Source organism: Micromonospora sp. NPDC049081 (assembly GCF_040648835.1).
Classification (GTDB): domain Bacteria; phylum Actinomycetota; class Actinomycetes; order Mycobacteriales; family Micromonosporaceae; genus Micromonospora; species Micromonospora antibiotica.
Map to the genome: position 1 here is coordinate 43,204 of NZ_JBEZEK010000018.1, position 23,136 is coordinate 66,339.

Sequence of the window (23,136 nt, forward strand, 5' to 3'; positions counted from 1 at the left end):
AGCGCGATGGGACAGGAGAGCCCGAACGAGGTCCTCAAAAAGTTACCGGCGGCTCGCTCGGAGGCAGATTCGTCGCATCAACATCGTTCGATGTATTGAGTACGGCGCAGTCGCGGCAGGTGGGGTGTGTGGCGCGGTGTTGGCGTGCCCAGAGGCCAGCGTCGGTCTCGTGTCGGCAAGGCGGAACGGCGGCAAGCTGTAGGCGACGCAGTAGGTGAAGGTTGGTGGGCAGCGCTGCGACGTCAGTGGCGCGTAGGCGCGGGTGGTCGACGATGAGCGTCCCGTCGCTCATGGTCACCAGGGCCCGGTACTGACGTAGGTCGTTCGGGCCATTCGGCTGGAACAGGGTTTCGTCGTGGCGGCTGGGGCGGAGGATGTGCCGGCCATTCGGGTGGAGATGAGCGAGGAACCATTCGATGAAGGCGGTACGTGCTGGCCCGTGTGTGGGGTCGTAGTGGTCGATTGCCCGGGCCCCGCGCACGAGGTCGGCGAGGGTGCCGGAGTCGACCGCCAAGAATGTGAGGTCCCGGGGGAGTTGCCACTGCTTCCACGTGGGCCGGGTGTCGGGTGCGGTGGCCGGCCGTGGGAGGCGCGGTGCCTGCTCCAGGAACGTGGTGTCGATGTCGGCTCGGGCGAAGTGCTTGCGGAGCCAGGAGCGTTGGAAGTCGTTCGCGGTCTGCCAGGTGTAGACAAGCCCGTCGTACTCGCCGACCGGCTGGAGCTGGTCGGCCCAGGGCAGGTTGTGGCAGACGTCGGCGATAAGCCGAATCTCGGCAAGGTGCCCATCTGGGTGTCTCGACCGGTCCGGGTTCGATGCCAACGCCCGGATCTCGATCATCGCGGCTGACAGCAACACTGCGATGGCCGCACGACGATGATCGCGTGACCACCCATGGCGTGGCCTCCGGCGAATGCGCACCCCAGCACGATATGCCTCGGCGCTACGAGGAACGGGCGCCGCTCGATCTCAACGAGAGGCCGCCACGAAGGGCCCCTCGGCGAAGGTGATGCCAGGTTCCGGTATCCCGACCGCATTTCGCGCATCGCGTGCGTTGCGCGACCGGCTGTGGCGTGTCCAGATGGCGACGTCGAGCAGGCGCAGCAGGCTGGGTGAGTGGATGCCGGCTGGGCGGAGTCCTTCGATCTCATCGCGGAGGGCGGATTCGCCCAGCGCGGCTGCCAGGGTCACCCAGAGTTGCTTCTTCGGCGGGGCGAGCACGCGAAGCACGATCTCGTCATGGATGGGCACGAGCCTGGGGCGTTTGCGGGCAAGGAGTTTGCTCGCGGTCACCGGACCGACTCCGGGCAGATCGTCGAGCCATCGGTGCAGCGCCGTCGCTACCTGAAGGGTGTCAGGGCCAGCGTTCCACAGATCTAGATCGGCGGGGATCGCGGTGAGCGCTGCGCTGACGTGGTCGCCGCCAGCCAGGAGGGCCCGGATGGCGAGCGGGCGCCAGGAGATGTCGAGCAATGTGGTGGCGAGCAGGTCGTCGAGGGTCAGCACGTCAGGTGGGTTCTCGCCGACCAGATCGAACGACGTGCCGGCGAATGGTCCGTCGGGACTGAAGTAGGCGGCAACGAGCCCGTCGATGCCGGGCACGGCGAGCACACCACGGATCCGGGCTCGGACCAGATCCTCAATCTGCACCCCGCGAGCATGTCACGACCGCTAAGCCAAGACGCCGGCGGGAGCAGTTGGAGGCCTACACCTCCCACGCCAATCGGACCAATCTACCCGCCGGTGGATCAATGCCTGCATCCCGAAGTCGACCAGTACGCCCACCGACGCGCCAACGACCGACCACCCGCCTTCGACCCCGAGGTCTACCGACAGCGCCACGCAGCCGGGTGCGCCATCAACCGCCTCAAACGCCATCGAGGCTGGTCGCCCGACATGACAAGCTTATCGTTCGGCACGAATCCACCCATCCGCGTTCCTAAGCTGCAGGGGCATTGACCGTGGTCTCGACCGGCAGCCCCGGCGAACGCGGCACTCGGACCGCCTTGCGCAGAACGAACAGGCTAGCCAGAGCGATAACGCTCGGACCAGACAGAGTTGCGGATAGCCAGACATGCCCCTGTAGCCCAACAACGATTGAGGCTGCGGTCATGCCGAGGACGATCACGAGACCAGCTACAAGGCCCCAGAGCAGGAGCCGGTCTGAACGCCGGGCAGCCTCGGCCGACAACTCTGCGGCCACCTCTTGCCTGCGGGTCTCCTCGCGCGCCATCAGTAGCTCGTGATTGCGGGCCAACTGCTCCTCGACGATCTTGAGGACTAGGTCGAACCGGTCGCCAGGAAGGTCCCGTAGCACGGTCAGCCAGGACTTGAACTCTCCCGGACTGATCGGGGCGGACGTGGTCATGACGCCTCCTGCGCGCCGGTGCGTGCCACGACAGCTAGGGCGGCAGCGGTGTCTTGCAGAGCTTGAACAACGGCCGGTTCGCCATAGGCGACCGCAAGATCCCTAAGCCTGCTGTCTCTAGCGTCACTGGGCAACTCCCGGCCGGGCTGCGCCCCCGGGTCGGATTCGTCAACGGTATCCGGACCACTGGGGGAATTGGACGCCATCACGCCAGGGCCCTGAGACGCAAGCGGCGCTGCCCATCTCGGCCTGTCGCTTCCAGTTCGCGCGGAGGGCTGGCCTATCCGAAGATCATCGATCACAATGCCACTGCTCGCCACGCTACCGCTCGTCGCGCGCGCAGGACCACTCCGCAATGAAGAGCCTATCCGGACCTGGTTCACTCCTGTTTTGACGAGCGAGCTGCTCACCCACTGCTCTCGCGAACCTCGACGTGACCGGCCCACGAACGAGAACACGGCGACGAAGCTCACGTGGATCGACACCAAAGCCAGGCCCAGCAAGCTGGCCCAGTTGTGCAGGCGGTCCGGAACCAGCACGAGCAGAAGCCATAGTGTCCCGGCCGCCAGCAGCAGCGCACCGCCCGCAGCCATCCACAACCGTCGCGTCATTACACCATCATGGACTATCTGAGCAACTCCCTGACCGATTGTGCCGAGCGGCGGCAGGAGCATCACCTCCGCGCGCCACGAATATCACCACCGTCGAACATCGGGGCGACCTGACATCGGTCGTGGGCCGGTTGTTGGGGACGCTTCTTCAGGGCGTTGGGTTCAGCACCCCCGACGTCAACGGCCGGCCGGGTCAAGACCCGCGGTGTATCGCCAGGCCAGCCGCGACGGTAGCGACTTCACTTCCAGATCCCGCGTCGCCTGGGGTTCAGCGTCGAAGTGCCACGCCAAAGCCTGAAGTAAGGGTGAGGAATGAACGCAGTCATCGAACTGGGTAACAGAGACTCACTCCAGTTGGAGCCGGCCCGACGCGCCCTTCGCCTCTATCCTGGCGCCGCCGGTGCCCAGGTTGGGCTGACTGAGCATCTGCAAGGCCCGGGAGCTGCCCGGGATCGCCTACCAGGTGTACGCCCGGGTGTTCGTCGAGGACAACATCAACCGCCGGCAGGAGCGGATGCTCTGCGACCTGCGTGCCACGAACCCGATCACGCCGACGGTGCGGCTGAGCCCGGTGCAGCTCTCCGGCTTCATCACCGACGAGCAGATACGCGTGGTCGGACAGCTGCGCGGCGGCGAGGATCTCTGGCTGAACCTACAGCTGAACACCTCATCCGTGGAGTGGCCGGCCGATTCTATCCCGAAGCCGGGTGCCACCCCGCCGTTCATCTCGAACGTGCCCGTGGCCGCGCTGGAGGAGATAACGGCACGGGTAAAGGACAGATCCACCCCGTTGCCACCCTCGGATTCAGTCGCGTTCGAGCGACCGCTAGACAAGCAGCTAACCAGGAAACTGGGATTCGGCATCAACGCTGGCGAGTGGACGGCGCAGCTCATGAACGTCCAGGCAGGGGCGTTTGTCGAGCTTCTCGTTCCTCTGGCCAGAGGCGCCGACTACACCGACGCAGTGAAGGCGTTGCGCGAGGCACTCGAGTTGCTACGGCAGGGGAGCATTGAGGCACGCAAGGCCGTGGAGCAGGTCCGCGCCGCGAACGAAACGCAGAGGCTGTTCAACGCGGGGAAGACGAAGTCTCCGCGGGAGCAGACCTACGACGAGCGGTGGGCGTTCATGGTTGAGGATCTGTTCTCGACCATGAGCGCCGCCGGCCACAAGGGCGAGGTAACGAAGGACTTCGAGTTCACGAGGGAGGACGGCGAGATGTTGATCGTCGCGACCGCGGGGATGCTCAAGCGGCTTTCCGCCGACAGCACCGTATGATAGCTGCCGCCCGCGGCGGACTGGCCAACGGCGTGATCGTCCGCTCCGACAGGGGCGCCTCGATACAGCAGCAGGAACTTCGCCGACGCCTGCCGCCGCCACCGCATCCGCCGTTCGATGGGGCGTGTCGGATCGTCGTATGACGACGCCCTGGCCGAGGCGTTCTTCGCCACCCTCAAACGCGAACTCGACGCCGACCGCCGCACCTGGGCAACCGAAGCCGACGCCCGCCGCGACGTCTTCCGGTGGATCGCCCTCTACAACCACCGACGCCGCCACTCCGCGCTCGGCTACCTCAGCCCGCCAACTACGAACAATCCCTTACACCAGATCGCGGCATGAACCCAATGGCCACATCCCGGGGGAGGCTCAGCCGTGCCTGCTTGTGCATCTGGACCGGTATGCCGACAGGGGGTCGGGTTTCCAATCCGAGGTCCAGATTTGTAATCCCTTGGTGTCAGCGCTCGTCGGCGGACGTGGCCCACACGCCATGCCGAAGCCCAGCTCCACCGCTCCCGACGACCGGCCTCAGCCGGTACCGGTCGGGTTGCTCCTCCCCCGCACACCACGCACGCACCACGCGGAAGTGCCGGACTGGCACGGACTATCCCCGAACCACCTCGCCTACCTCATCCGCCGGTACACCGACGCCGGGGATGTGGTTCTCGACCTCGACACGCACCCCGCCACCCTGGCCGCGACCACCTACCTGCACCGGAGACCAGCTCAGCTGCACACCGACCCCCACGGCCAGTGCCTGTGGCTCCCGCCTTTCGCACGTCCGGACTCCGGCGTGCCTCACCGGCCCGATCAGGGTGTCGACCTGATCCTGGCGGCGTTACCACAGACGATCGAGCAGCACGGCGACGTGAACACCGCAATGAGCACCTGGCGGCAACTGCTGCGCCCCGGCGGATTCCTGATCGCCGGACTTACCACCACGCCGCCCCCACCTGGTGGGTTCAGCTACCGCGCGACGGTCATCGCTGCCGCCCGCGCCGCCGGCCTCTTCTACCACCAGCACATCCCCGCCGTTCTCGTCCCGCTACCCGAGCACGAACCGCGCACTGCCTCGCAACGCCCCGACGAAGGCGACGACGGACGGCGCCTGCTCGCCGGCCGACACCTTCCGATGTTCCGGGACCTGGTCGTGTTCGGAACCACCGCCACCGGTGAGGAGAACGCCCATGCCTGAGTCCTACCCGTCGCAACGGGCCACCGGCCTGCACAACTCCAAACCGTCGTACCCTGACGGGCCCGATCTGGCGGCCCTGCTCGCCGAGGGCTACCTCGGCACGGTCTGGCTCACCGGCCAGCACCCGTCCCGCGACCTACGTCGCGGCCGATACACCCCCGAGTCACTGACCCACCCCGGCAAGATGCTGCCCACCATCGCCCGGTACGCCATCCGCACCTACACCGAACCCGGCGACCTGGTCCTCGACCCCATGGCCGGAATCGGCACCACCGTCATCGAAGCTATGCACCTCGGCCGCCACGGCGTCGGTGTCGAGTACGAAGCCGAATGGGTCGCCAAAGCAGCCGACAACATCCGCCACACCCACCAAGGCGGCGCACCGGGTCGGGGCGAGATGTACCACGGAGACTCCACCGCCCTACCGGCCCTGCTGCCGGCCAGCCTGCACGGACAGGTCTCCCTGGTGATCACCTCACCACCCTACGGGCCATCCACCCACGGCCACGTCCGCACACCAGGCCCGAGACGCGGACAGGTCCGCAAGATCAACCACAGATACGGCAACAGCGACAACCTCGCCTACCGCACCCCCGGCCAACTCGCCGACGGGTTCACCGCAATCCTCACCGGCTGCCGCCAACTCCTGCAGCCCGGCGGGCACGTCATCGTCACCGCCCGCCCCTACCGCCGCCACGGCGAACTCATCGACATCCCCGGCATGGTCGCCGCCGCCGGCACCAATGCTGGCCTCGAACTGGTCGAGGAGTGCATCGCCCTCATCTGCGGCGTCCGCGACGGCCGGAGCATCCCCCGCGCCTCGTTCTTCCAGCAGAAGAACATCCGCGACGCCATCGCCACCGGCGACCCGCAATGGCTCCTGCAACACGAGGACGTCGCCATTTTCCGCCGCCCGACGAACTCCAGCGCACACGACGCCGAGGGCTGGCCAGTCGACACCACCGCGCACGCTGACCAGCTTGATGCCTCCACCCCGCACCGCGTGGATCGACGTGCACAGGCGGTGCCCCTGGGAAACGTCAATCCCGGCGGCAGCGCCATCGATCCCCGGTCCCACCCGGACCGGGACGATGAAAGGACACCCGATCCGTGCCCGCCCCATCTGCACCCCACGCCAGGGGACGTACGACGCGCCCCTACCGACCGCCGGTGGTCCGACGATCCCCCCAGGTCACACCCCCAGCCCAGCCCTCCCACCGCGACGGGTCCGCAGTGAGCACCCCGGCCGCTGGGTGGCAGCCCGACCCCCTTCTGACCATCGACGACGTCGCGGCCTGGCTCGGCAAGCCGAAGAACACCCTCTACGCCTGGCACAGCCGAGGCAAAGGACCGCGCGCCATCCGCGTCGGCAACACCCTGCGCTACCGGCGCAGCGAGGTCGAACGCTGGCTCGACGCCCACACCGACCCGGAGCGCTGAGCCATGGCCCGACCTCCGCTGCCCATCGGTACCTGGGGCAACATCCGCACCGAAAAGCTCGGCCCCAACCGGTACTGCGCCCGAACCCGGTACCGCGATCACGATGGCAAGACCCGCGACGTCGAGGCCACCGACACCACCGGCCCGGCCGCCATTCGCGCGCTGAAGATCAAGCTACGCGACCGGGTTGCCCCCAACGACGACGAGATCACCCGGGAGACGTACGTCAGCACGCTCGCTGCTCGATGGCTGGAAGAGATCACCGCAGAGGAGCGCGTCTCGCCGCAGAGCATCAGCAGGTACGAGATCAGCGTGCGAGTCTCCATCGTGCCCGCCCTGGGTGCCCTACGGATCCGGGAGGCCAGCGCAGGCCGCATCGACAAGTTCCTGCGTAAGATCGCCGAGGATCGTCCGTCGGCCGCCAAGAGCGCGAAGGTGGTCCTCGGCCAGATGTTGGCCCTGGCCGTACGTCGCGGCGCGCTCACCACCAACCCCATCCGCGACACCAGCCGCCTACGCAAGCCACGCAAGACCGTCGTCGCCCTCGAACGGGAACAACTCGACGACGTCCGCTCAGCGATCCGGAGGTGGCAACAGCCGACCCCCGGCAAGTCAGGCCCTCGCCCGACCAGCGACCTGGCCGACATCGTTGACCTCATGCTCGCCACCGGCGCCCGCATCGGCGAGATCCTGGCGTTGCGGTGGGAAGACCTGGATCTCGCCGTCGAACATCCTGTCCTGACGATCTGCGGCACCATCATCTACGTCAAAGGCCAGGGCTTCTTCCGCCAGGAGTGGACGAAGACCGACGCGGGCTTCCGGTCAGTGGTCCTGCCCCGCTTCGCGGTCGGAATGCTGATGGCCCGCAAGCTCGACGCCGCCGACAACCCCCACGACGCGATCTTCGCCTCCCGACGCGGCACCTGGCTATCACCGCCGAACGTCCGCCGGCAGTGGCGTGCGGCCCGCGCCGACACCGGCCTCGAATGGGTCACCCCGCACACCTTCCGCAAGACCGTCGCCACCCTGATCGACCGGGAGGCCAACACCGACAGCGCCGCCGCCCAGCTCGGACATGGAAGCAACGAGATCACCAAGAAGCACTACATCGTCAAGGCCGCCCTCGCCCCGGACAGCTCCGCCATCCTCGAACAGCTCGGCGGAAGGCCAACGTCAGGCGATCCGGAGAACCCCGGCCCTGGCCCGCAGCCGACCGCATAGACGGGCAGCGGCCGGCAGCACCACCCGCCCCGTCGAATGTGATCGCCCCAGGGCGTTACTGAGGGGTTTACGGGGGGCGGTTCAAAACTACATAGACAAACATCAAGGCCCTGCCCAGCTAAACGCTGGTCAGGGCCTTTTTGTGGTGCGCCGCCAGGGACTCGAACCCCGAACCCGCGGATTAAGAGGTCGAAGTTCCCTCGCCCCGCTGCACCGCGCCGACCGGTCGGGCGGGTGTGCGGCCCCGCCCGCCGGTCACGGGCGAGGGGTCAGAAGCGCGCCCAGTCGTCGGCGGCGGGCCGCCACACGTCGATGTTGCGCGGGTCGACCGCCATCCGGCGGGCCCGGTGGGTCTCGTGCTCCTCGGGGGTGAACACCCGGTGCCTGTCGCACAGTTCGTAGCGCGGCCCGTGCCGGGTGTCGTGCATGTAGAAGGCGATCGACGTCGAGGCCGAGTGGTTGACCAGGTCCGAGGCGATCGGGACCTTCTTGTACTGGGCCCGCGCCCGGCCGCGCATCACGTGGTCGAAGCTCTTCATCATGAAGCACAGGTGCGCGACGTAGAACTCGTTGTTGCGCTGGATCGCCAGGCTGTGGTGGTAGCGGTCCTCACTGCGCAGGAAGACCGTGACGTCGCCGACGTGGTCGGACTCCTGGAAGCCGAGCACCTTGGTGTAGAACGCCAGCGTCTCGTCGTACTTGTCGGTGGCGAGGAAGGGGTGCACCAGGTCCAGCGGGCGCAGCTCGATCAGCGGCGGCTCGGCGTACTCCTGGAACTCGGTGAACAGCTCGACGATCAGCCCGTTGGGGTCGCGGACGGCGAAGCCCCGCTGGACCAGGCCCTTGACCCGGTCGGCCAGCTCGAAGACCTCGTGCCCGGCGGCGGTGACCCGCTCCCGCAGGTCGTCGAGGACGGCGTCGTTCTCGACGCTGAACCCGACCGCCGTGGTCCAGGACTCGGTACGCTGCGGCGCGGCGACCAGCTCGATGCTGTGGTGTTCGAGGTCGGCGCGCAGGAACGCGTACTCGTCGTCGTGCTGCTCCAGTTGCAGCCCGACGTGGTACTGGAGGAACTCGATGGAGGCGGCCAGGTCCGGCACCTCGATCCGGGCGTACTCCATGCCGTAGGGCCCACGGCGGCGGGCGGTGGCCTCGGTGGTCATCTGTGACCCCTCTCGATGGGCTGGGCGTCCCCGGCGGTGGGGAGACTGACGATGGCCTGACGCTCGATGACCGGCCGCCAGCGTTCCCGGACGAACCGCTCGTGCGAGTCGCTGTGCAGGTAGTCGAGCAGGTCTTGCTCGGTGGGGAACTCCACGACGAAGCCGTGGGTCATGCTGGTGTCGCGGGTGCTGACGTTGACCCCGCTGCGCCAGTTGCGCATCGCGGGATACCGGCTCGGGAAGGTCTCCAGCTCGGCCAGGACGGACTCGGCCGCGCCGGGCGGCAGGTCGTCGCGGAACCGGAAGACCAGCATGTGGGTGATCATGGCGGCCGGCTCAGAGGATGAAGCTGAGTCGGGCGCCGGGGTCCATCGACTCCATCACCGGCACGGCCCGGCGCAGCCGGAACCGCAGCCCGTCCGGGTCGACCTTGAGCACGTGCTCGTAGCGGCCGACGTAGGTGTAGGCGCCGTTGTCGCGGTAGCGGTGGATGAGGAAGTTGGCGCTGATCCAGACGGTCTCCGCGCCGGCCTCCAGCAGCAGCACGTTGGAGATCATGCGGTGGGTCCGCGAGTGCGGGTTCTCGGCGTGCGCCTTGCGGCTCTTGAGCCGCTTGACCCGGGCCTGGATCAGCTCGTAGTCGTCGGCGACGAAGTACCCGGCGGTGGTGGCGTCCCAACCGGCCCAGTCGGTGGTCGGCACCTCCAGCCGGCCACCCGGCTCGATCAGGGTGAGCCACTCGTCGAGTCGCCACTCGTCGAGCAGTTGCGCCTCCCGGTAGAGGAAGTCCTCCACCTCGGCCCGGGTCACCTCGCGCGACTCCACCTTGACCACTCCCCCACGGCTCCCGGCCGTCGTTGACAACGCGCTCACTTGCCCGCACCCCCCGCGGCGGGTCCGGCGGCGGGCGTACCGGCCGGCGGGTCGCCGGCCACGCTGGTGCCCGCCCCGACGACCTCGGCCCAGCGCCGCCAGAAGCTGCGCATCGCGCCCTCGTCGATGGAGCGGCCCTGGTTGCCCTGCTTCTCGTTGGCCATGCCCCGGGACATGTCGCTCCAGTCGTGCGCGGGGTCGACCGAGTCGGCGGTCGCGGTGATGCCGCGCTGCACCGCCTCGTACGCCTCGATGTCGTCGGGGGTGGCAAGGCCGCCCGGTCCGACGAAGCTGACCATCGTCTTGATCCGCAGCGCGCGGACCGACTCCGGCTCGCCGACCTCGACGAACTGCCAGGCCCGCACGTCGGTGCGGTCGGCGGCGACGGGTTCGAGCTGCCGGATGGTCAGCGCCTCCAGGTCGAACAGCAGCAGGTTGGGGAAGACGAACAGGATGCGGCTGGCGTCGGCCACCTCGGCGGCGAGTTCGGGGCCGAGGCGGGCCTCCAGCTCGCGGCGCTTGGTGACGGTGCGGGTCTTCTCCTCGTCGCCGAAGCGGGGCTCCCACACCATGCCGATCCGGCCGTTGTGCCCGGTGAGCACGAGCAGCCCGTGGCCGCCGCCGAGGTCGTAGGCGTACTGGTCGTCGTCGGTGACGGCGAAGCCGGTCTCGCGCAGGTAGCCGACGAAGGTGTTGTGGGTGGGGGCGAAGTGGTAGCCGTCCATCGCGTTCTCGACGGCCAGCTTCCAGTTGCCCTTCACGCTGTAGAGCTGCACGCCCGGCAGGGTGGTCATGCCGTGCTCGCCGATCTTGGCGGTCAGCGACATGTAGTGCGCGGCCGGTCCGAGGTGGGTCAGCAGGTCCGGCACGTCCGGGTCGAAGGCGACGAAGACGAAGCCCTCGTGGATCTGGAGCCGGGGCACCTGCCGCAGGGCCATCGAGGCCCGGAAGGCGGGGTCGTCGGGGTACGCGTCGTCACCGGGCAGCGCGGCCAGCTCGCCCGAGTTGCTGAACGCCCAGGCGTGGTAGAAGCACTGGAAGAACTTCGTGTTGCCCTCGCTGTGCCGACACAGCACGGTGCCCCGGTGGGTGCAGGCGTTGAAGAAGGCCCGCACCTGGCCGTCGGCGTCCCGGCAGAAGATCAGCGGTCGACCGCCGAGGGTACGGGTCTTGAAGTCGCCCGCCTTCGGGATCTCGGTCTCGTGACCGAGATAGAGCCAGGTGTGATTCCAGATCCGGTCGACCTCGGTCCGGAAGACCTCCGGATCGCGGTACGCCGAGCGGTGCACCCGGAACCGCAGCGCCTCCCAGTCCTCGTCGATCATCGCGCCGGTTGCACCGAGCGGACGTACCGGCGTCTGCTGCGCCATCACCTCACCGCCTTCTACGTCATGCGAGACAGCATCTCGCTACACGATGCTGCTACTCCGCCATGGCAACTGTCAAGAGCAGGGAAGACTCCGGCACCGGGTTACTCGCTGTTAATACGAACGCAACACGTACCTGCTGATTCGCCGGCCACGATGCCCCACATCCGACTCGGCCCGGCCGATCCGCCCCACGGCGATCACCGGCCCCGGATGCGGCCCGCGCACCCCGTCGCCGGCCGCCGGCCACCCGCACCGGGCAGCGCCGTCCCGTCGCACCGCCAGCCGGTGTCACCCCTCCCGGAGGATGTCATGCTCCAGCCGCACGATGGCCCGATCGGTGGAACCCACTACCTGCCCAGCACCCCGGACACCTGCCTGTGGGGCCGGCTGCCCAACCGGCGGCACGACCCCGTGCTGCGGGTCGGCTCCGGGGAGACCGTGACCATCGACACGCTCAGCCACGAGGGGATCCTGGAGGACCAGGGGCGTGACCCGGTCGGCTACCTCAAGCAGTTCGACGTGCCCACCGACCGGGTGCTCACCGACGCCCGCGACCTGGCCGCCTCCGACGTCGCCCACGACTACGACGCCGACGGCCCGCACGTGGTCACCGGCCCGATCACGGTGGCCGGGGCCGAACCCGGCGACCTGCTCCGGATCGAGGTGCTCGACCTGCTCGTCCGTGCCCCCTACGGCTTCATCAGCAGCCGCCACGGCTACGGCGCGCTGCCCGGGGAGTACCCGCTCACCCCCACCGACACCGGCCCCGACAGCGACGGCCCCCGGGAGTACGGCACCGTCAGCCACTTCACCGAGGTGATCCACCACGGCGGCCGGCTGTTCGGCACCCTGCCGTACGGCGACGGCCGGGCGGCCCGCTTCCCGCTCGCACCGTTCCTCGGCCTGATGGGCGTCGCCGTCGACACCGACGAGCCGGTCCACTCGGTGCCGCCCGGCGCGTTCGGCGGCAACCTCGACATCAACGAGCTGCAGGTCGACTCGGCCCTCTACCTGCCGGTGCAGCTGCCCGGGGCGGGTTTCTACGCCGGTGACCCGCACTACGCCCAGGGCGACGGCGAGGTGGCGCTGACCGCCCTGGAGGCACCGCTGCGGGCCACCCTGCGGCTGTCGGTGATCCCCCGGGCGCAGGCCGGCCTGCTGCTCGGCGGGGTCGACGGGCCGTTCGGCGAGACCGCCACCCACTGGCTGCCGGTCGGCCTGCACGCCGACCTCGACGAGGCGATGCGGCGGGCCGTCCGGGCCGCCGTCGACTTCCTCGTCCGCACCCAGGGCATGCCCCCGCAGACCGCCCTGGCCTACCTCAGCGCCGCCGCAGACTTCGAGGTCAGCCAGGTCGTCGACGGGGTGAAGGGCATCCACTGCCTGATCCGCAAGGCCGACTTCCCGGCCCACTTCTGACCGACGGCCCCCTGCTGACCGACGGCACGGGTCCCGGCCGGTGGCACCACGCCACCGGCCGGGACGACCGGGAGGGGTCACCAGCGGACCCGGGTCACCGCACGGTGCACCGGCGAGGCCCGCAGCGGCACCGCCGCCACGCCGTCGCCCCCGACCGGGACAGGCCGGGGGCGACGCGCAGCCGGCCGGAGCCGGGCCGCTCCGTCGCCGGAAACAGCACGACGGGCGGCAGGATCAGGGAGAACAGGTCAGGCGACCGTGGGCACCTCGGCTCGGCGCGGCGCGGCGGCCATCGCCCCCGCCCGGGTGACGGTGACCGCCGCCGCCCGGCTCGCCCACCGGGCCGCCTCGTCGATCGCCGCGCCGTCGAGCAGCGCGTCGGCCAGGGCGGCACAGAAGGTGTCCCCGGCACCGGTGGCGTCCACCGCGTCGACCTGCTCCGCCGGCACCAGCCACTGCCGGTCGGTGGTCACCACCAGCGCGCCGTCGCCGCCGAGGGTCACCACCACCGGCCCCCGGGTGCCCAGCGACCGGGCCATCGCGGCCAACCCGTCGACCCCGACGTCCGGCGTCGGCGCACCGGCCAGGGCGGCCAGCTCACCCCGGTTGGGCACCAGCACGTCGACCCGGGCCAGGGTCGCCGGATCGACCGGGCGGGCCGGGGCCGGGTTGAGCACCACCAGGCCCTCCGCCAGGCGTACCGCCTCGGCCACCACCGCGGCGTCGACCTCCTGTTGCAGCAACACCGCCCGCGCCGACCCGAGCAGGTCACGCAGGGGCGCGAGGTGCTCGGGTGCGAGCCACATGTTCGCCCCCGAACTCACCGCGATGGTGCTGTCGCCGTCGGCGGTGACCAGGACGATCGCCTGCCCGGTCGGCCGGGGGGCGCGCAGCACCGACTCGGTGGTCACCCCCTCGGCGGCGATCAGCCCGAGCAGCCAGTCCCCGTCGGCGTCGATGCCGACCGCGCCGACCATCGCCACCCGGCGACCCAGCCGGGCGGCGGCGACCGCCTGGTTGGCACCCTTGCCGCCGCCGGTACGCCGGTGGTCGGCCGCGCCGAGCACGGTCTGACCGGGGGCGGGCAGCTCGTGCAGCGGCACCACCACGTCCACGTTGAGGCTGCCCACCACGACGATGTCGGTCATCGCGGTCAGCCCTGCCCCGGACGCCAGGCGTGCGGCAGGAAGTCCGCCCGGGGCGGGGCGAAGACGTCCACGTTGATGCACGGGCCCTCGGTCGGTTCGATGTAGTGCTCCGCGCCCCGCGGCACGAGCAGCAGCGAGCCCGCTCCCATCGGGTGCGGCACGCCGTCGACGTAGTAGTTGCACCGGCCGCCGAGGATCAGCACCAACTGGTCGAAGTCGTCGTGGTGGTGCGGGTTGAGGTCCATCCCGACGGCCAGCTCGTGCCAGGCGAAGAGGACCTCGTCGGTGGCGTACACCTTGCGGCGCACCCCGGGCCGGACCTCGGTGGCCGGGATGTCGTCCCAGTTGACCGAGATGCCGTACAGCTGCGGATTGAGCATGTGAACGCGTCCCCTTCTCAGGCGGGTCGGGCAGGTGCGGCGAGCCGACGCAGGCCGGCCCCGAGCAGTTGCAGGTCCGAGCCGACGACGAGGTACCGCGCGTCGGTCAGGCCGCAGCCATCCAGCATTTCGGCGGAGCGCTCGGCGACCCAACCGCCGAGGGCGGCCCCGGTCGCGCGGGCCGCGTCGGCGATGTCCCCGGTGCGCCGCAACAACGGCCCCCGGTCGTCGGTGGTCGACAGGCCCAGGCTCACCGCCAGGTCGGTGGTCCCGACGAAGCCGACGTCCACCCCGGTCAGCAGGGCGGGCAGCGGGTCGTCGGTGGTCGCCGTCTCGATCTGCGCCACCAGTACGGGCGGGTGCTCGGCCTCCGCCGCCAGGTACCGGTCGAGGCCGTCACCGCCGTACCCCGCCGACGGGTGCGCCAGGCTGATGCTGCGCCGCCCGTGCGGGGCGTACCGGCTGGCCGCGCGCAGCGCCTCGACGTCGGCCCGGCGACGCACGGTCGACAGCTGCACCCCGACGGCCCCGGCCTCCAGCAGCCGGTTGACCTGGCCGGGGTCGACGGCCGGGACCCGGACCAGCGCCGGCAGGCCGGCCAGGGCGGCGAGCCGGAGCTGGTCGGTGGCGGTGCGCTCGTCCAGCCCGGAGTGCTCCAGGTCGACCACGACGAAGTCGAGGCCGGCGCGGGCGGCCAGCGCGATCACGTCGGCCCCGGGCAGCTTGACGAAGGTGCCGACGAGCTGCCCGCCGTCGCGCAGCGTGCCCCGCAGCCGGGCCCGGGCGGCGTGCACGCCGGTGGACGGCGTCGTCCCGGCGGGTGTCGCCCCCGCTGCTGGCGGCCCGGCGGACGCCGAACCCGGTGGCGTCGACCCGGCGGACACCTGCGCACGCCCCGGCGGGGGCGGCTCGACGGCGGACGCCTGTGGCGGGGACGGCTCGACGGCGGACATCAGCGGGTCACGCCCCGGTGGCGGGCAGGCCGCGCCACGGCACGGTCGGCACCTGCTCACCGGCGAGCAGCACCACGGCCGGGTCCAGCCGGGGCGCGGTGATCTTGTTGCCGGCGGCGTCGGGCAGCACCGCCTCCTCGGCCTCGGCCAGCACGGTGACGTGGGCCGGGCCGCCCTCGACGAGGCTGCCGTAGCCCTCGGCCTCCAGGCCGGTCAGCCGGGCCGGTGCGGAGGTCACCCGGGGCACCAGCTGCTCCAGGGTCATCCCCATCGCGCGCAACTTGGCCATGCTGGTGACCAGGTCGAACACCGGGCCGCGCCAGTTGCGGGCGCTGGTGTCGGAGGTGACCACGTCGGGCAGGAAGCCCTGCTCGATCGCCGGGCGGGCGACGGCGAAGCTGAGGTTGCTCTTGCCGTGGGCGGACTCGAACAGCACCCCGCGCTCACGGGCGGCGTACACCTCGGGCAGCACGGTGCCGTCGTTGAGGATGCCGTACGGCTTGCCGGTGTAGCAGTGCGCCACGACGTCGCCGGGGCGCAGCAGGGGCAGGATCACCGGCAGCGGCTCCGGCGTCTCCCCGATGTGGATCATGAGCGGCAGGCCGGCCTCGGCGGCGAGCGCCAGGGACCGCTTGAGCAGCGGACGCCAGTCCATCCCGACGACGTCCTCGGAGAGCCGGATCTTGAAACCGCGCACCCGGTGCGGGTTCGCCTCGGCCACCGCCAGCGCGTCCTCCGGCACCAGCGTGCCCGGGTTGATCAGCTCACCGAACCGGAAGTCGATCAGGCCGAGGACCGAGACGTTGAGGAAGTTGACCAACCGCATCCGGGCCGGGACGGCGACGTACTTCTCGAACGCGGCGAAGGTCGACGCGCCGACCGTGCCGGCGTCGCAGGCGGCCACGACGCCCCGGTGCAGGTGCGCCTCGTCCGGCGGGGCACCGACCTTGGAGACCTCGGCGAAGATGTGGGTGTGCGCCTCGACCAGGCCGGGCAGCACGTACTGCCCGGTGCAGTCGATCACCCGGTCGGCGTCGGCGGCGAGGCCGGGCGCGATCCGGGCCACCCGGTCGCCGCTGACCGCGACGTCGGCGACCCGACTGGCCCCGGTCTCGCCGTCGAACACCTGGCCACCGGCCAGCACCAGGTCGTATCGGTCGGAATTCTCACTCATGACATCGGGCTCTCTGTGCGAAGCGAGTGGGTCGACGCGCTGACGGTGGCCGCGCTGACGGCGGCCGGCGCGGGGTGTTCCGGGCCCTCGGCACGGAACCGGGTACGCAGGGGCAGCACCCCGGCGACGGTGACCTCCACCTGGTCGCCGGGGCTCAGGAAGCAACCCCGGTCCTGGCCGGTGCCGGTCGGGGTGCCGGTGAGCACCACGTCACCGGGTTCCAGCACCACGTAACTGGTGATCCAGGCGAGCAGGTCGGGCACCGGGAAGATCAGGTCGGCGGTGCTGGCCTGCTGGCGCAGCTCGCCGTTGACGGTGGTGCGTACCCCGATGGCCTCCCGGTCGGCGACCGCGCCGAGGCCGAGCACCGAGGCGCCCAGGGCGCCGAAGCCGGGGAAGCTCTTGGCCAGGGTGGGGTTGCCGGTGGCGGCCATCACGTCCCGGGCGGTCAGGTCGTTGGCGGCGGTGATCGCGGCGAGGTGCGCCCAGACCTGCCCGGCCGGGGTGTGGTGCATCCGCGCACCGACGACCAGGGCGACCTCACCCTCGTAGTCGGGCTGTTCGCTGACCGAGCCGGGCAGCGGCACGGTGTCCCCCGGGCCGGAGCCTGCGCTGGGCGACTTGAGATAGAGCACCGGCCGGGTGGGCAGCGCCCGTCCGGTGGTCCGGGCCTTGCAGTGGTAGTTCAGCCCGACCCCCCACACCGCCCGGGTGCCGGACAGCGGGGCGCGCAGGTCGCCGACGAGGGTCTCCAGCGGCAGCCGCCGCCGGACCCGGGCCTCGACGGCCGGGGTGAAGCCGAGTCCGGCGCGCAGCATGGCCGCCACGTCCGGGTACGGCAGGTCGAGCAGCTCGACGTCGTCACCGACGATCCGGCCCAGCCCGTACCGGGTGACCACCAGGTGCGCGTCGGCGGGCCCCGGGGCGGTCATGCCGCGTCCGAGGAGTGGCCGGGAACGGTGCCGAGCGCCGGGTTGACCAGCGGGGCCAGGTTGTTGACGGCGGCGGCGGCCTCACCGAAGCCGACCGAGATGAGGCGTACCTTGCCGTCGTAGTCGGTGATGTCGCCGGCGGCGAAGACCCGGGGCAGGTTGGTGCGCATCGACCGGTCCACCGCGATGTGCCGGCGACGCATCTCCAGCCCCCACTGCTCCATCGCGCTGAGGTCCGCGATGAAGCCGAGCGCGGCCACCACCGCCTGGGCGGGCAGCGTCTGGCGGCCCTCGCCGCGCACCTCGGCGATCTGCACCGCCTCGATGTGCTGCTCCCCGTCGATCCCGCAGACCTCGTACGGGGTGAGCACCCGCACGGTCGAGTCGTGCAGCTGGGTGACGCTGTGCTCGTGGGCGCGGAACTGCGGTCGCCGGTGCACCAGGGTGACGCTGCTGGCGTACGGCTCCAGGGCCAGCGCCCAGTCGACGGCGGAGTCGCCGCCGCCGACCACCACGACCTCCTGCCCGGCGAGTTCCTCCAGCCGGGGTACGAAGTAACGCAGCCCCCGGCCGAGGTGGCCGCTGCCGACCGGCAGCTCGCGGGGGGTGAAGGTGCCGATGCCGGCAGTCAGCAGCACGGCGGCCGCCCGGACCTCGGTGCCGGTGTCGGTGCCGATCAGCACGTGGTCCTCGGCGCAGGTCAGCTCGATGGCGCTCTGCCCGAGCAGGAAGGTCGGCTTGGCGGTGGCGGCCTGGGTGAGCAGGGCGTCAACGAGTTCCTGGCCCCGGACGGCGGGCAGTCCGGCGATGTCGTAGATCGCCTTCTCGGGGTAGAGGGCGGCGATCTGCCCGCCAGCCTCGGGCAGCGAGTCGATCACCGCCACGCTCATTCCGCGGAAGCCGGCGTAGTAGGTGGCGTAGAGGCCGGCCGGGCCGGCGCCGACGATCGCGAGGTCGACCTCGTGCCGCTCGGCCATCAGCTGGCGCTTTCCGCGACGGCCGGGTGGTCGTGGCCGACCCGGCCGATCTTGCGGGCGCCGCCCGGGGTGCCGATCTCGGTGAAGAACTCGGCGTTGATCGGGCCGAACCGGGCCCGGTCGGCGGGCAGGTCGTCGAAGTGGAAGATCGAGGTGACCGGGCAGACCGGCTCGCAGCGCCCGCAGTCGACGCACTCGTCCGGGTTGATGTACATCATCCGGTCGCCCTCGTAGATGCAGTCCACCGGGCATTCCTCGACGCAGGACCGATCCTGTACGTCCACACATTCGTCGGTGACCACGTAGGCCATCGGTCCTCCTGCGGTTGGGTCGGCCGGCCACATCCGAGCCGACGTGGCAGGTCGGGGCGCGCAGCCGATCCGGCGTGCCGGGCCCGTTCCGCGACGTCGCCGGATGCGGGGGCGATGTCGTTTGGTGTCAGGCCACGCTAGAGACCTGGCCCAGAGTATGTCAACATACGAGACGTCATCTTGAATGAAGTCACGCAGGCGAGAGGAACCGGATGGACGACGAGGTGCCGGCGACCCTGCGCCACGCCGCCGAGCGGGCGGTCGACGAGGCCACCCTGCTCGACGCCCTGGCAGCGCTCACCGCGCAGCCGACCCCGTACGGCCGGGAACGGGCCACCGCGCACCGCGTCGCCGACTGGGCCGCCACCCGCTGGCCGGAGCTGTCCTGGCAGGTCGACCCGCTGGCCCGCACGGCGGGCACCCCCGACAGCGCCAACCTGGTCGGCGGCTCCGTGCTCGGCGACCGCCCCGAGTTGCTGATCTACTCGCACCTGGACACCTCACTGACCGGCGCGGCCGACTTCGACGCCCCGATCACCGGCCGACGGACCCCCGCCCCCGCGCTGGAGCTGTCCGGCCCGGCCCGCGAGGTGGTCAGCGGCTTCGGCCTCGGGGTGGCCCGGGCGGCCGCCGCCGCCGCCCTGGTCGGTTACGCCGCCGCCGCCGAGGCCTGCCGGGCCGCCGGCCGGCCGCACCGGCTGACCCTGCTGCTCGCCGCCACCGGCACCCACCGCGACGATCCCACCGCCGGGCCGGACGACGGGGTCGCGCCGGCCCCCACCGTCGGCGGGGTGCTCCACCACCTGGAGGACCGGCCACTGCCGGCCGCCGCGATCGTGGCCAAGACCAGCCCGGGCATCCTCACCGCCGAGCCCGGGGCGATGTTCCTGCGGGTACGGCTGACCAGCGGGTTCCATCCCGCCCTGTTCCGGGACACCGCCACGCCCCCCGGCGGGCTGCTCGTCCACCTGGGCGTGCTCGTCGAGGCGCTGGAGGAGTTCCGGCACGCGCACCTGGCCCGTCGGGCCGACCCGGACGCACCGGTCGGCGCGGAGTTGGGCATCGGGGCGGTCCGGGCCGGCCAACCGGGCAAACCCGACCTGCTGCCCGGGGTGGTCGACGTCCACCTCTACCTGACCACGGTGCCCGGCGACGACCCGCGGCAGATCACCGACGCCCTGCGGGCGACCCTGACCCGGCGGCTGCGCGACACTCCCCTCGCCGGCTGCGGGGTGGCGGTGACCGGCCACCCGGCCCACCCGTCCGCCGCCACCCCGGTGGACGCAGCGATCTGCCGGCACGCGGGCGGAGCCTGGCTCGCCGCGTACGGCCGGCCGGCCCCACCGGTGCGCGGTTGGACCGGCTCGACCGACGGGGTGGTGCTGCGGCGACGGGGGGTGCCGACGGTGCGGCTGGGGCCACCGGCGCTCCCGCCCGATCCGACCGATCCGCGACGGGAAAGGTACGCGGTGCCGGAACTGCTGCGCTTCGCCCGGTTATATGCCGACATCGCGCTACGCCACCAGCAGGCATCGACAGGCTGACGTGTCATATGCCATGATACTGTCTCACTCTGCGCACAAAGGAATCCAGATGGCGGACGATGCCCCTTCGCCGGTCAAGAGCGCTGATCCCAGCTCACCGGCGATCCAGACCGTGCAGCGCGCGGCGGTCATCCTCAACGCGTTCACGGCGGCACGTCCGCGCCTGAGCCTCAACGAACTCACCGCCAGCCTCGGCACCAGCAAGGCCACCGCGCACCGCTACACCAAGGCGCTGCGGGAGAGCAACCTGCTGCGCTACGACGAGCGGGAGGGACTCTACTCCCTCGGGCCGCAGATCCTGACCCTCTCCGCCGCCGCCCGCGCGGCGATGCCGGTCATCAGCATCGCCGGTCCGCGCATGCAGCAACTGGTCCGCGAGATCGACGAGACCGTCGTGCTCAGCGTCTGGGACGGCGACACCGCCGTGGTGGTCCGCGCCGACGACAACACCGACCGGGTCATCCGGGTCAGCGTGCGCACCGGCTCCCGGCTGTCGCGCACCGAGTCCGCCCAGGGCCGGGTGTTCTGCGCCTTCCTCCCCGAGGCCGACGTCCCGGGGCTGGCCGCCGAGATCGCCGCCTCCGCCGAGCTGCGCCGGGAGGTCGACAAGATCCGACGCACCGGCATCTCGGCCAACACGCCCTCGGCCAACGGGGTCCGCAGCATCGCCGCACCGATCTTCCGGGGCAGCACCCTGATCGCCGCCATGGCCATCGTCGGCACCACCACCTCGGTGCCCGAAGGCACCGACAGCGCGCTCGCCATCGCCCTGCAACGCGTCGCCGCCCTGGTCACCGCCGAGCTGGGCAGTGGCGGCAACGGCCACCACCCCCCGGTCGGCAGCAACGGTCACCGCTGACGGGCGGGCAGACCCCGGGCGTCAGCTCGCGCCGAGCGCCTCGGACAACTCCCGCGCCACCAGCCGAACGCTGTCCGCCGCAGCCGCCTCCACCGCGCCGGACAGCGTCGTGCTGGTGCCCAACACGGCCAGGGCGGCCACCACCTGGGTACGCTCGAACACCGGCGCGGCCAGCACGCGTACCCCGAAATCCTCCGGGGAGTTGGCGGCGAAACCGTCCCGGCGGACCTGCTCGACGACCGCCCGCAGCCCCGCCGACAGCCGCAACTGGCGGGCCACCGCGGGCGCCTCGGCGGCCGACAGGTAGGCACAGAACACCCGACCCTGCGCCGAGCGCAGCAGATCCAACGGCGAGCCGGTACGCACACTCAACCGCACGTCACCGCTGGTGTTGTCCATGCAGCGGACCACCGTCGGCACCTCGCCGTTCCACACGCTCAGCACCGAGGTCTGGTTGGTCAGCCGGGTGAGCCGGTCCAGGTACGGCTCGGCGGCGGTGACGATGGGCAGCGCCGCACGGGCGGCGGCCTCCATCGCCAACACCTGCGGACCGAGCGTGTAGGTCGCGGTGGCCACGTCGAAGCGCAGCAGGTTGGCCGCCCGCAACGCGCGGGCGTAGCGGTGCGCGGTGGCCCGGCTGATGGCCAGGTCGGCGGTCAACTCGGCCAGGGTGAGCCGGGGCCGCTCGACGGAGAACGCCTGGAGGATCGTGGCGGCCCGCTGCACCGTCTGGATCGCCGGCGCGTCACCGGCCGACTCGTCGACTCCGCCCGTCACCGCGTCACCTCGCACTCGCCGTCCACCGAAAGGCGAACTCTACCGAGCACGGACCGTATCCGGCGACACGGACACCACCCCGGGCGACGATCCCCACCCGACGCCCCGACGCCCCGACGACCGGGACGGACTCCCGCCCCAGGCGGGGCCGGCGTGGTGGGGGTGCGCGACGGTGGCCGGGCTGCTGCCGGCCCGGGTGGGTGGTTCCCCACCCGGAGCGCCCCACCTCACCGGGCGGCATCGCCGTGCCGACCCGGGTTCACGCCGGGCCGCCCGCCCCCGAACCGGGGACGGACGGCGGTCCGGTGGCCGCGGCGAGCTGACGGTGGACCTCGCCGCTGTCCCAGTAGTCGACCCGGTGGGCGATCAGACCGTCAGCGTCGACCCGGAACCGGAACACGCCACGGATGCGCACCGGGGCCCGGCCGGCCGAAGCCAGCCGGAACGACATCCGGTACGCCACCGCCGCCCGCTCACCGTCGACGAGCAGCTCCTCCACCTCGTAGCGCAGGTCGACGAACTCGGCCAGGAAGCCGTCGAGCCGGGCCCGGTAACGGACCCGGCCGACCACCGTCCGGCCGAGGGCGGCGGTGTGCTCGTTGACGAAGTCGACGCTGACGCAACCGGCGACGGCATCGGCGTCGTGGGCGTTCAGCGCCGCCAGATACCGCTGGACGGCGGCGCGGGTGGAGGCTGCGGTCAGCTCCCCCACCGACGCCGCACGGTGTCGAAGACCTGCTGGTCGTGGGAGATCTCGATGACGTTGCCGTCGGGGTCCTTCAGCGCGCAGATGTAGCCGACCGGCGGCGGCATCTGCCGCGGCTCCCAGTGCAGGCAGCCCAGCTCGCGGGCCCGCGCGGCGATCTCGTCGACGTCCGAGCGCTGCGGCACCTCGATGCCGATGTGCGCGAACGGGTGCAGCAGACCGAGCTGGCCGCCCTTGTCCTTGTTGAAGGAGACGAGCACCAGCACGAACGGGGTGTCGGCCTGCTTGTCGTTGGAGAGCCAGACGCTCTCCCCGTCGGCGTCGGCGAACCGCTCCACCACCACCAGCGGGGTGAGCGTGGTGTAGAACGAGATCGCCTTGTCGAGGTCGCCGGTAGGCAACGCCACATGCGTCCATCGGGCTTGGGTCAGGCCGGTCGCC

The 23,136-nt window shown here is 71.1% G+C and carries 26 protein-coding genes; 9 read left to right on the forward strand and 17 right to left on the reverse strand.

Going from position 1 to position 23,136, the window contains the following annotated elements:
- Positions 1-34: 34 nt before the first annotated feature.
- The 3 genes from AB0B63_RS23295 to AB0B63_RS23305 form a co-directional block, all read right to left on the reverse strand.
- Positions 35-838: a hypothetical protein gene (locus AB0B63_RS23295; RefSeq protein ID WP_357022089.1), complete on the reverse strand. Its 804-nt coding sequence runs from the start codon at positions 836-838 to the stop codon at positions 35-37.
- A gap of 129 nt (positions 839-967) precedes the next feature.
- Positions 968-1,648, reverse strand: coding sequence for a DUF6308 family protein (locus AB0B63_RS23300; RefSeq protein ID WP_357022092.1), 681 nt, complete (start codon positions 1,646-1,648; stop codon positions 968-970).
- Positions 1,649-1,937: 289 nt separating this feature from the next.
- The gene (locus AB0B63_RS23305) at positions 1,938-2,366 is read right to left on the reverse strand and encodes a hypothetical protein (protein WP_357022095.1); all 429 of its coding nucleotides are present in this window, start codon (positions 2,364-2,366) and stop codon (positions 1,938-1,940) included.
- A gap of 1,086 nt (positions 2,367-3,452) precedes the next feature.
- Between AB0B63_RS23305 and AB0B63_RS23310 the strand changes: the two genes are divergently transcribed.
- The 6 genes from AB0B63_RS23310 (at position 3,453) to AB0B63_RS23335 (ending at position 8,109) form a co-directional block, all read left to right on the forward strand.
- Positions 3,453-4,253 carry a hypothetical protein gene (locus tag AB0B63_RS23310; RefSeq protein ID WP_357022098.1) on the forward strand — a complete coding sequence of 267 codons (801 nt, stop codon included), beginning with the start codon at positions 3,453-3,455 and terminating at the stop codon, positions 4,251-4,253.
- A 105-nt stretch (positions 4,254-4,358) separates the two neighbouring features.
- Positions 4,359-4,595 carry an integrase core domain-containing protein gene (locus AB0B63_RS23315; RefSeq protein WP_357022264.1) on the forward strand — a complete coding sequence of 79 codons (237 nt, stop codon included), beginning with the start codon at positions 4,359-4,361 and terminating at the stop codon, positions 4,593-4,595.
- Between the two features lie 148 nt (positions 4,596-4,743).
- Positions 4,744-5,448, forward strand: coding sequence for a hypothetical protein (locus tag AB0B63_RS23320; RefSeq protein WP_357022267.1), 705 nt, complete (start codon positions 4,744-4,746; stop codon positions 5,446-5,448).
- Complete coding sequence (locus tag AB0B63_RS23325; protein WP_357022101.1) at positions 5,441-6,685, forward strand: DNA methyltransferase; 1,245 nt, start codon at positions 5,441-5,443, stop codon at positions 6,683-6,685. The genes AB0B63_RS23320 and AB0B63_RS23325 overlap by 8 nt, the downstream gene beginning before the upstream one ends.
- Positions 6,682-6,888 (forward strand): helix-turn-helix domain-containing protein, encoded by a 207-nt coding sequence (locus AB0B63_RS23330; RefSeq protein ID WP_357022104.1) that lies wholly within the window; start codon positions 6,682-6,684, stop codon positions 6,886-6,888. Before AB0B63_RS23325 ends, AB0B63_RS23330 begins: the two co-directional genes overlap by 4 nt.
- A 3-nt stretch (positions 6,889-6,891) precedes the next feature.
- Positions 6,892-8,109, forward strand: a complete 1,218-nt coding sequence (locus AB0B63_RS23335) for a site-specific integrase (RefSeq protein ID WP_357022107.1) — start codon at positions 6,892-6,894, stop codon at positions 8,107-8,109.
- 269 nt (positions 8,110-8,378) lie between these two features.
- Here AB0B63_RS23335 and AB0B63_RS23340 read toward each other — a convergent pair whose 3' ends face one another.
- From AB0B63_RS23340 to AB0B63_RS23355, 4 genes are read right to left on the reverse strand one after another with little or no spacing between them, the layout of a single operon-like run.
- Positions 8,379-9,272 (reverse strand): VOC family protein, encoded by an 894-nt coding sequence (locus AB0B63_RS23340; protein ID WP_208570000.1) that lies wholly within the window; start codon positions 9,270-9,272, stop codon positions 8,379-8,381.
- Positions 9,269-9,598, reverse strand: coding sequence for a Dabb family protein (locus tag AB0B63_RS23345; RefSeq protein ID WP_088647650.1), 330 nt, complete (start codon positions 9,596-9,598; stop codon positions 9,269-9,271). The genes AB0B63_RS23340 and AB0B63_RS23345 overlap by 4 nt, the downstream gene beginning before the upstream one ends.
- Before the next feature lie 10 nt (positions 9,599-9,608).
- Positions 9,609-10,097 carry an aromatic-ring-hydroxylating dioxygenase subunit beta gene (locus AB0B63_RS23350; protein ID WP_208570001.1) on the reverse strand — a complete coding sequence of 163 codons (489 nt, stop codon included), beginning with the start codon at positions 10,095-10,097 and terminating at the stop codon, positions 9,609-9,611.
- A gap of 44 nt (positions 10,098-10,141) precedes the next feature.
- A complete protein-coding gene (locus AB0B63_RS23355; protein WP_208570002.1) occupies positions 10,142-11,515 on the reverse strand; it encodes an aromatic ring-hydroxylating dioxygenase subunit alpha in 1,374 nt (457 codons plus the stop codon).
- 309 nt (positions 11,516-11,824) lie between these two features.
- On the opposite strand from AB0B63_RS23355, the gene AB0B63_RS23360 reads away from it, so the two are divergent.
- Positions 11,825-12,934 carry an acetamidase/formamidase family protein gene (locus AB0B63_RS23360; protein ID WP_357022113.1) on the forward strand — a complete coding sequence of 370 codons (1,110 nt, stop codon included), beginning with the start codon at positions 11,825-11,827 and terminating at the stop codon, positions 12,932-12,934.
- A gap of 248 nt (positions 12,935-13,182) precedes the next feature.
- Here the strand turns inward: AB0B63_RS23360 and AB0B63_RS23365 are convergent, their stop codons facing one another.
- Genes AB0B63_RS23365 through fdxA form a run of 7 tightly spaced genes read right to left on the reverse strand, consistent with a single transcriptional unit; the run spans position 13,183 to position 18,809 of the window.
- Positions 13,183-14,082, reverse strand: a complete 900-nt coding sequence (locus AB0B63_RS23365; protein WP_357022116.1) for a ribokinase — start codon at positions 14,080-14,082, stop codon at positions 13,183-13,185.
- Between the two features lie 5 nt (positions 14,083-14,087).
- Positions 14,088-14,462, reverse strand: coding sequence for a cupin domain-containing protein (locus AB0B63_RS23370; RefSeq protein ID WP_357022120.1), 375 nt, complete (start codon positions 14,460-14,462; stop codon positions 14,088-14,090).
- Between the two features lie 17 nt (positions 14,463-14,479).
- Positions 14,480-15,415, reverse strand: a complete 936-nt coding sequence (locus tag AB0B63_RS23375; RefSeq protein ID WP_357022123.1) for an aldolase/citrate lyase family protein — start codon at positions 15,413-15,415, stop codon at positions 14,480-14,482.
- 7 nt (positions 15,416-15,422) lie between these two features.
- Entirely contained in the window at positions 15,423-16,589 is a 1,167-nt protein-coding gene (locus AB0B63_RS23380; RefSeq protein ID WP_357022126.1) for a hypothetical protein, read from the reverse strand.
- Positions 16,586-17,521 (reverse strand): fumarylacetoacetate hydrolase family protein, encoded by a 936-nt coding sequence (locus AB0B63_RS23385; RefSeq protein ID WP_357022129.1) that lies wholly within the window; start codon positions 17,519-17,521, stop codon positions 16,586-16,588. Before AB0B63_RS23385 ends, AB0B63_RS23380 begins: the two co-directional genes overlap by 4 nt.
- On the reverse strand, positions 17,518-18,498 hold the full coding sequence (locus AB0B63_RS23390) for an NAD(P)/FAD-dependent oxidoreductase (protein ID WP_208570009.1): 981 nt from the start codon (positions 18,496-18,498) through the stop codon (positions 17,518-17,520). Before AB0B63_RS23390 ends, AB0B63_RS23385 begins: the two co-directional genes overlap by 4 nt.
- Entirely contained in the window at positions 18,498-18,809 is a 312-nt protein-coding gene (fdxA, locus tag AB0B63_RS23395; RefSeq protein ID WP_208570010.1) for a ferredoxin, read from the reverse strand. Before fdxA ends, AB0B63_RS23390 begins: the two co-directional genes overlap by 1 nt.
- 212 nt (positions 18,810-19,021) lie before the next feature.
- On the opposite strand from fdxA, the gene AB0B63_RS23400 reads away from it, so the two are divergent.
- Complete coding sequence (locus tag AB0B63_RS23400) at positions 19,022-20,353, forward strand: hypothetical protein (protein WP_357022133.1); 1,332 nt, start codon at positions 19,022-19,024, stop codon at positions 20,351-20,353.
- Positions 20,354-20,402: 49 nt separating this feature from the next.
- The gene (locus tag AB0B63_RS23405; protein WP_208570012.1) at positions 20,403-21,212 is read left to right on the forward strand and encodes an IclR family transcriptional regulator; all 810 of its coding nucleotides are present in this window, start codon (positions 20,403-20,405) and stop codon (positions 21,210-21,212) included.
- A gap of 21 nt (positions 21,213-21,233) precedes the next feature.
- Here AB0B63_RS23405 and AB0B63_RS23410 read toward each other — a convergent pair whose 3' ends face one another.
- From AB0B63_RS23410 to AB0B63_RS23420, 3 genes are all read right to left on the reverse strand, one after another.
- Positions 21,234-21,989, reverse strand: coding sequence for an IclR family transcriptional regulator (locus AB0B63_RS23410; protein ID WP_208570013.1), 756 nt, complete (start codon positions 21,987-21,989; stop codon positions 21,234-21,236).
- 259 nt (positions 21,990-22,248) lie between these two features.
- The gene (locus AB0B63_RS23415; RefSeq protein WP_357022138.1) at positions 22,249-22,701 is read right to left on the reverse strand and encodes a nuclear transport factor 2 family protein; all 453 of its coding nucleotides are present in this window, start codon (positions 22,699-22,701) and stop codon (positions 22,249-22,251) included.
- Entirely contained in the window at positions 22,689-23,102 is a 414-nt protein-coding gene (locus AB0B63_RS23420; protein WP_357022141.1) for a VOC family protein, read from the reverse strand. The genes AB0B63_RS23415 and AB0B63_RS23420 overlap by 13 nt, the downstream gene beginning before the upstream one ends.
- Positions 23,103-23,136: the final 34 nt, after the last annotated feature.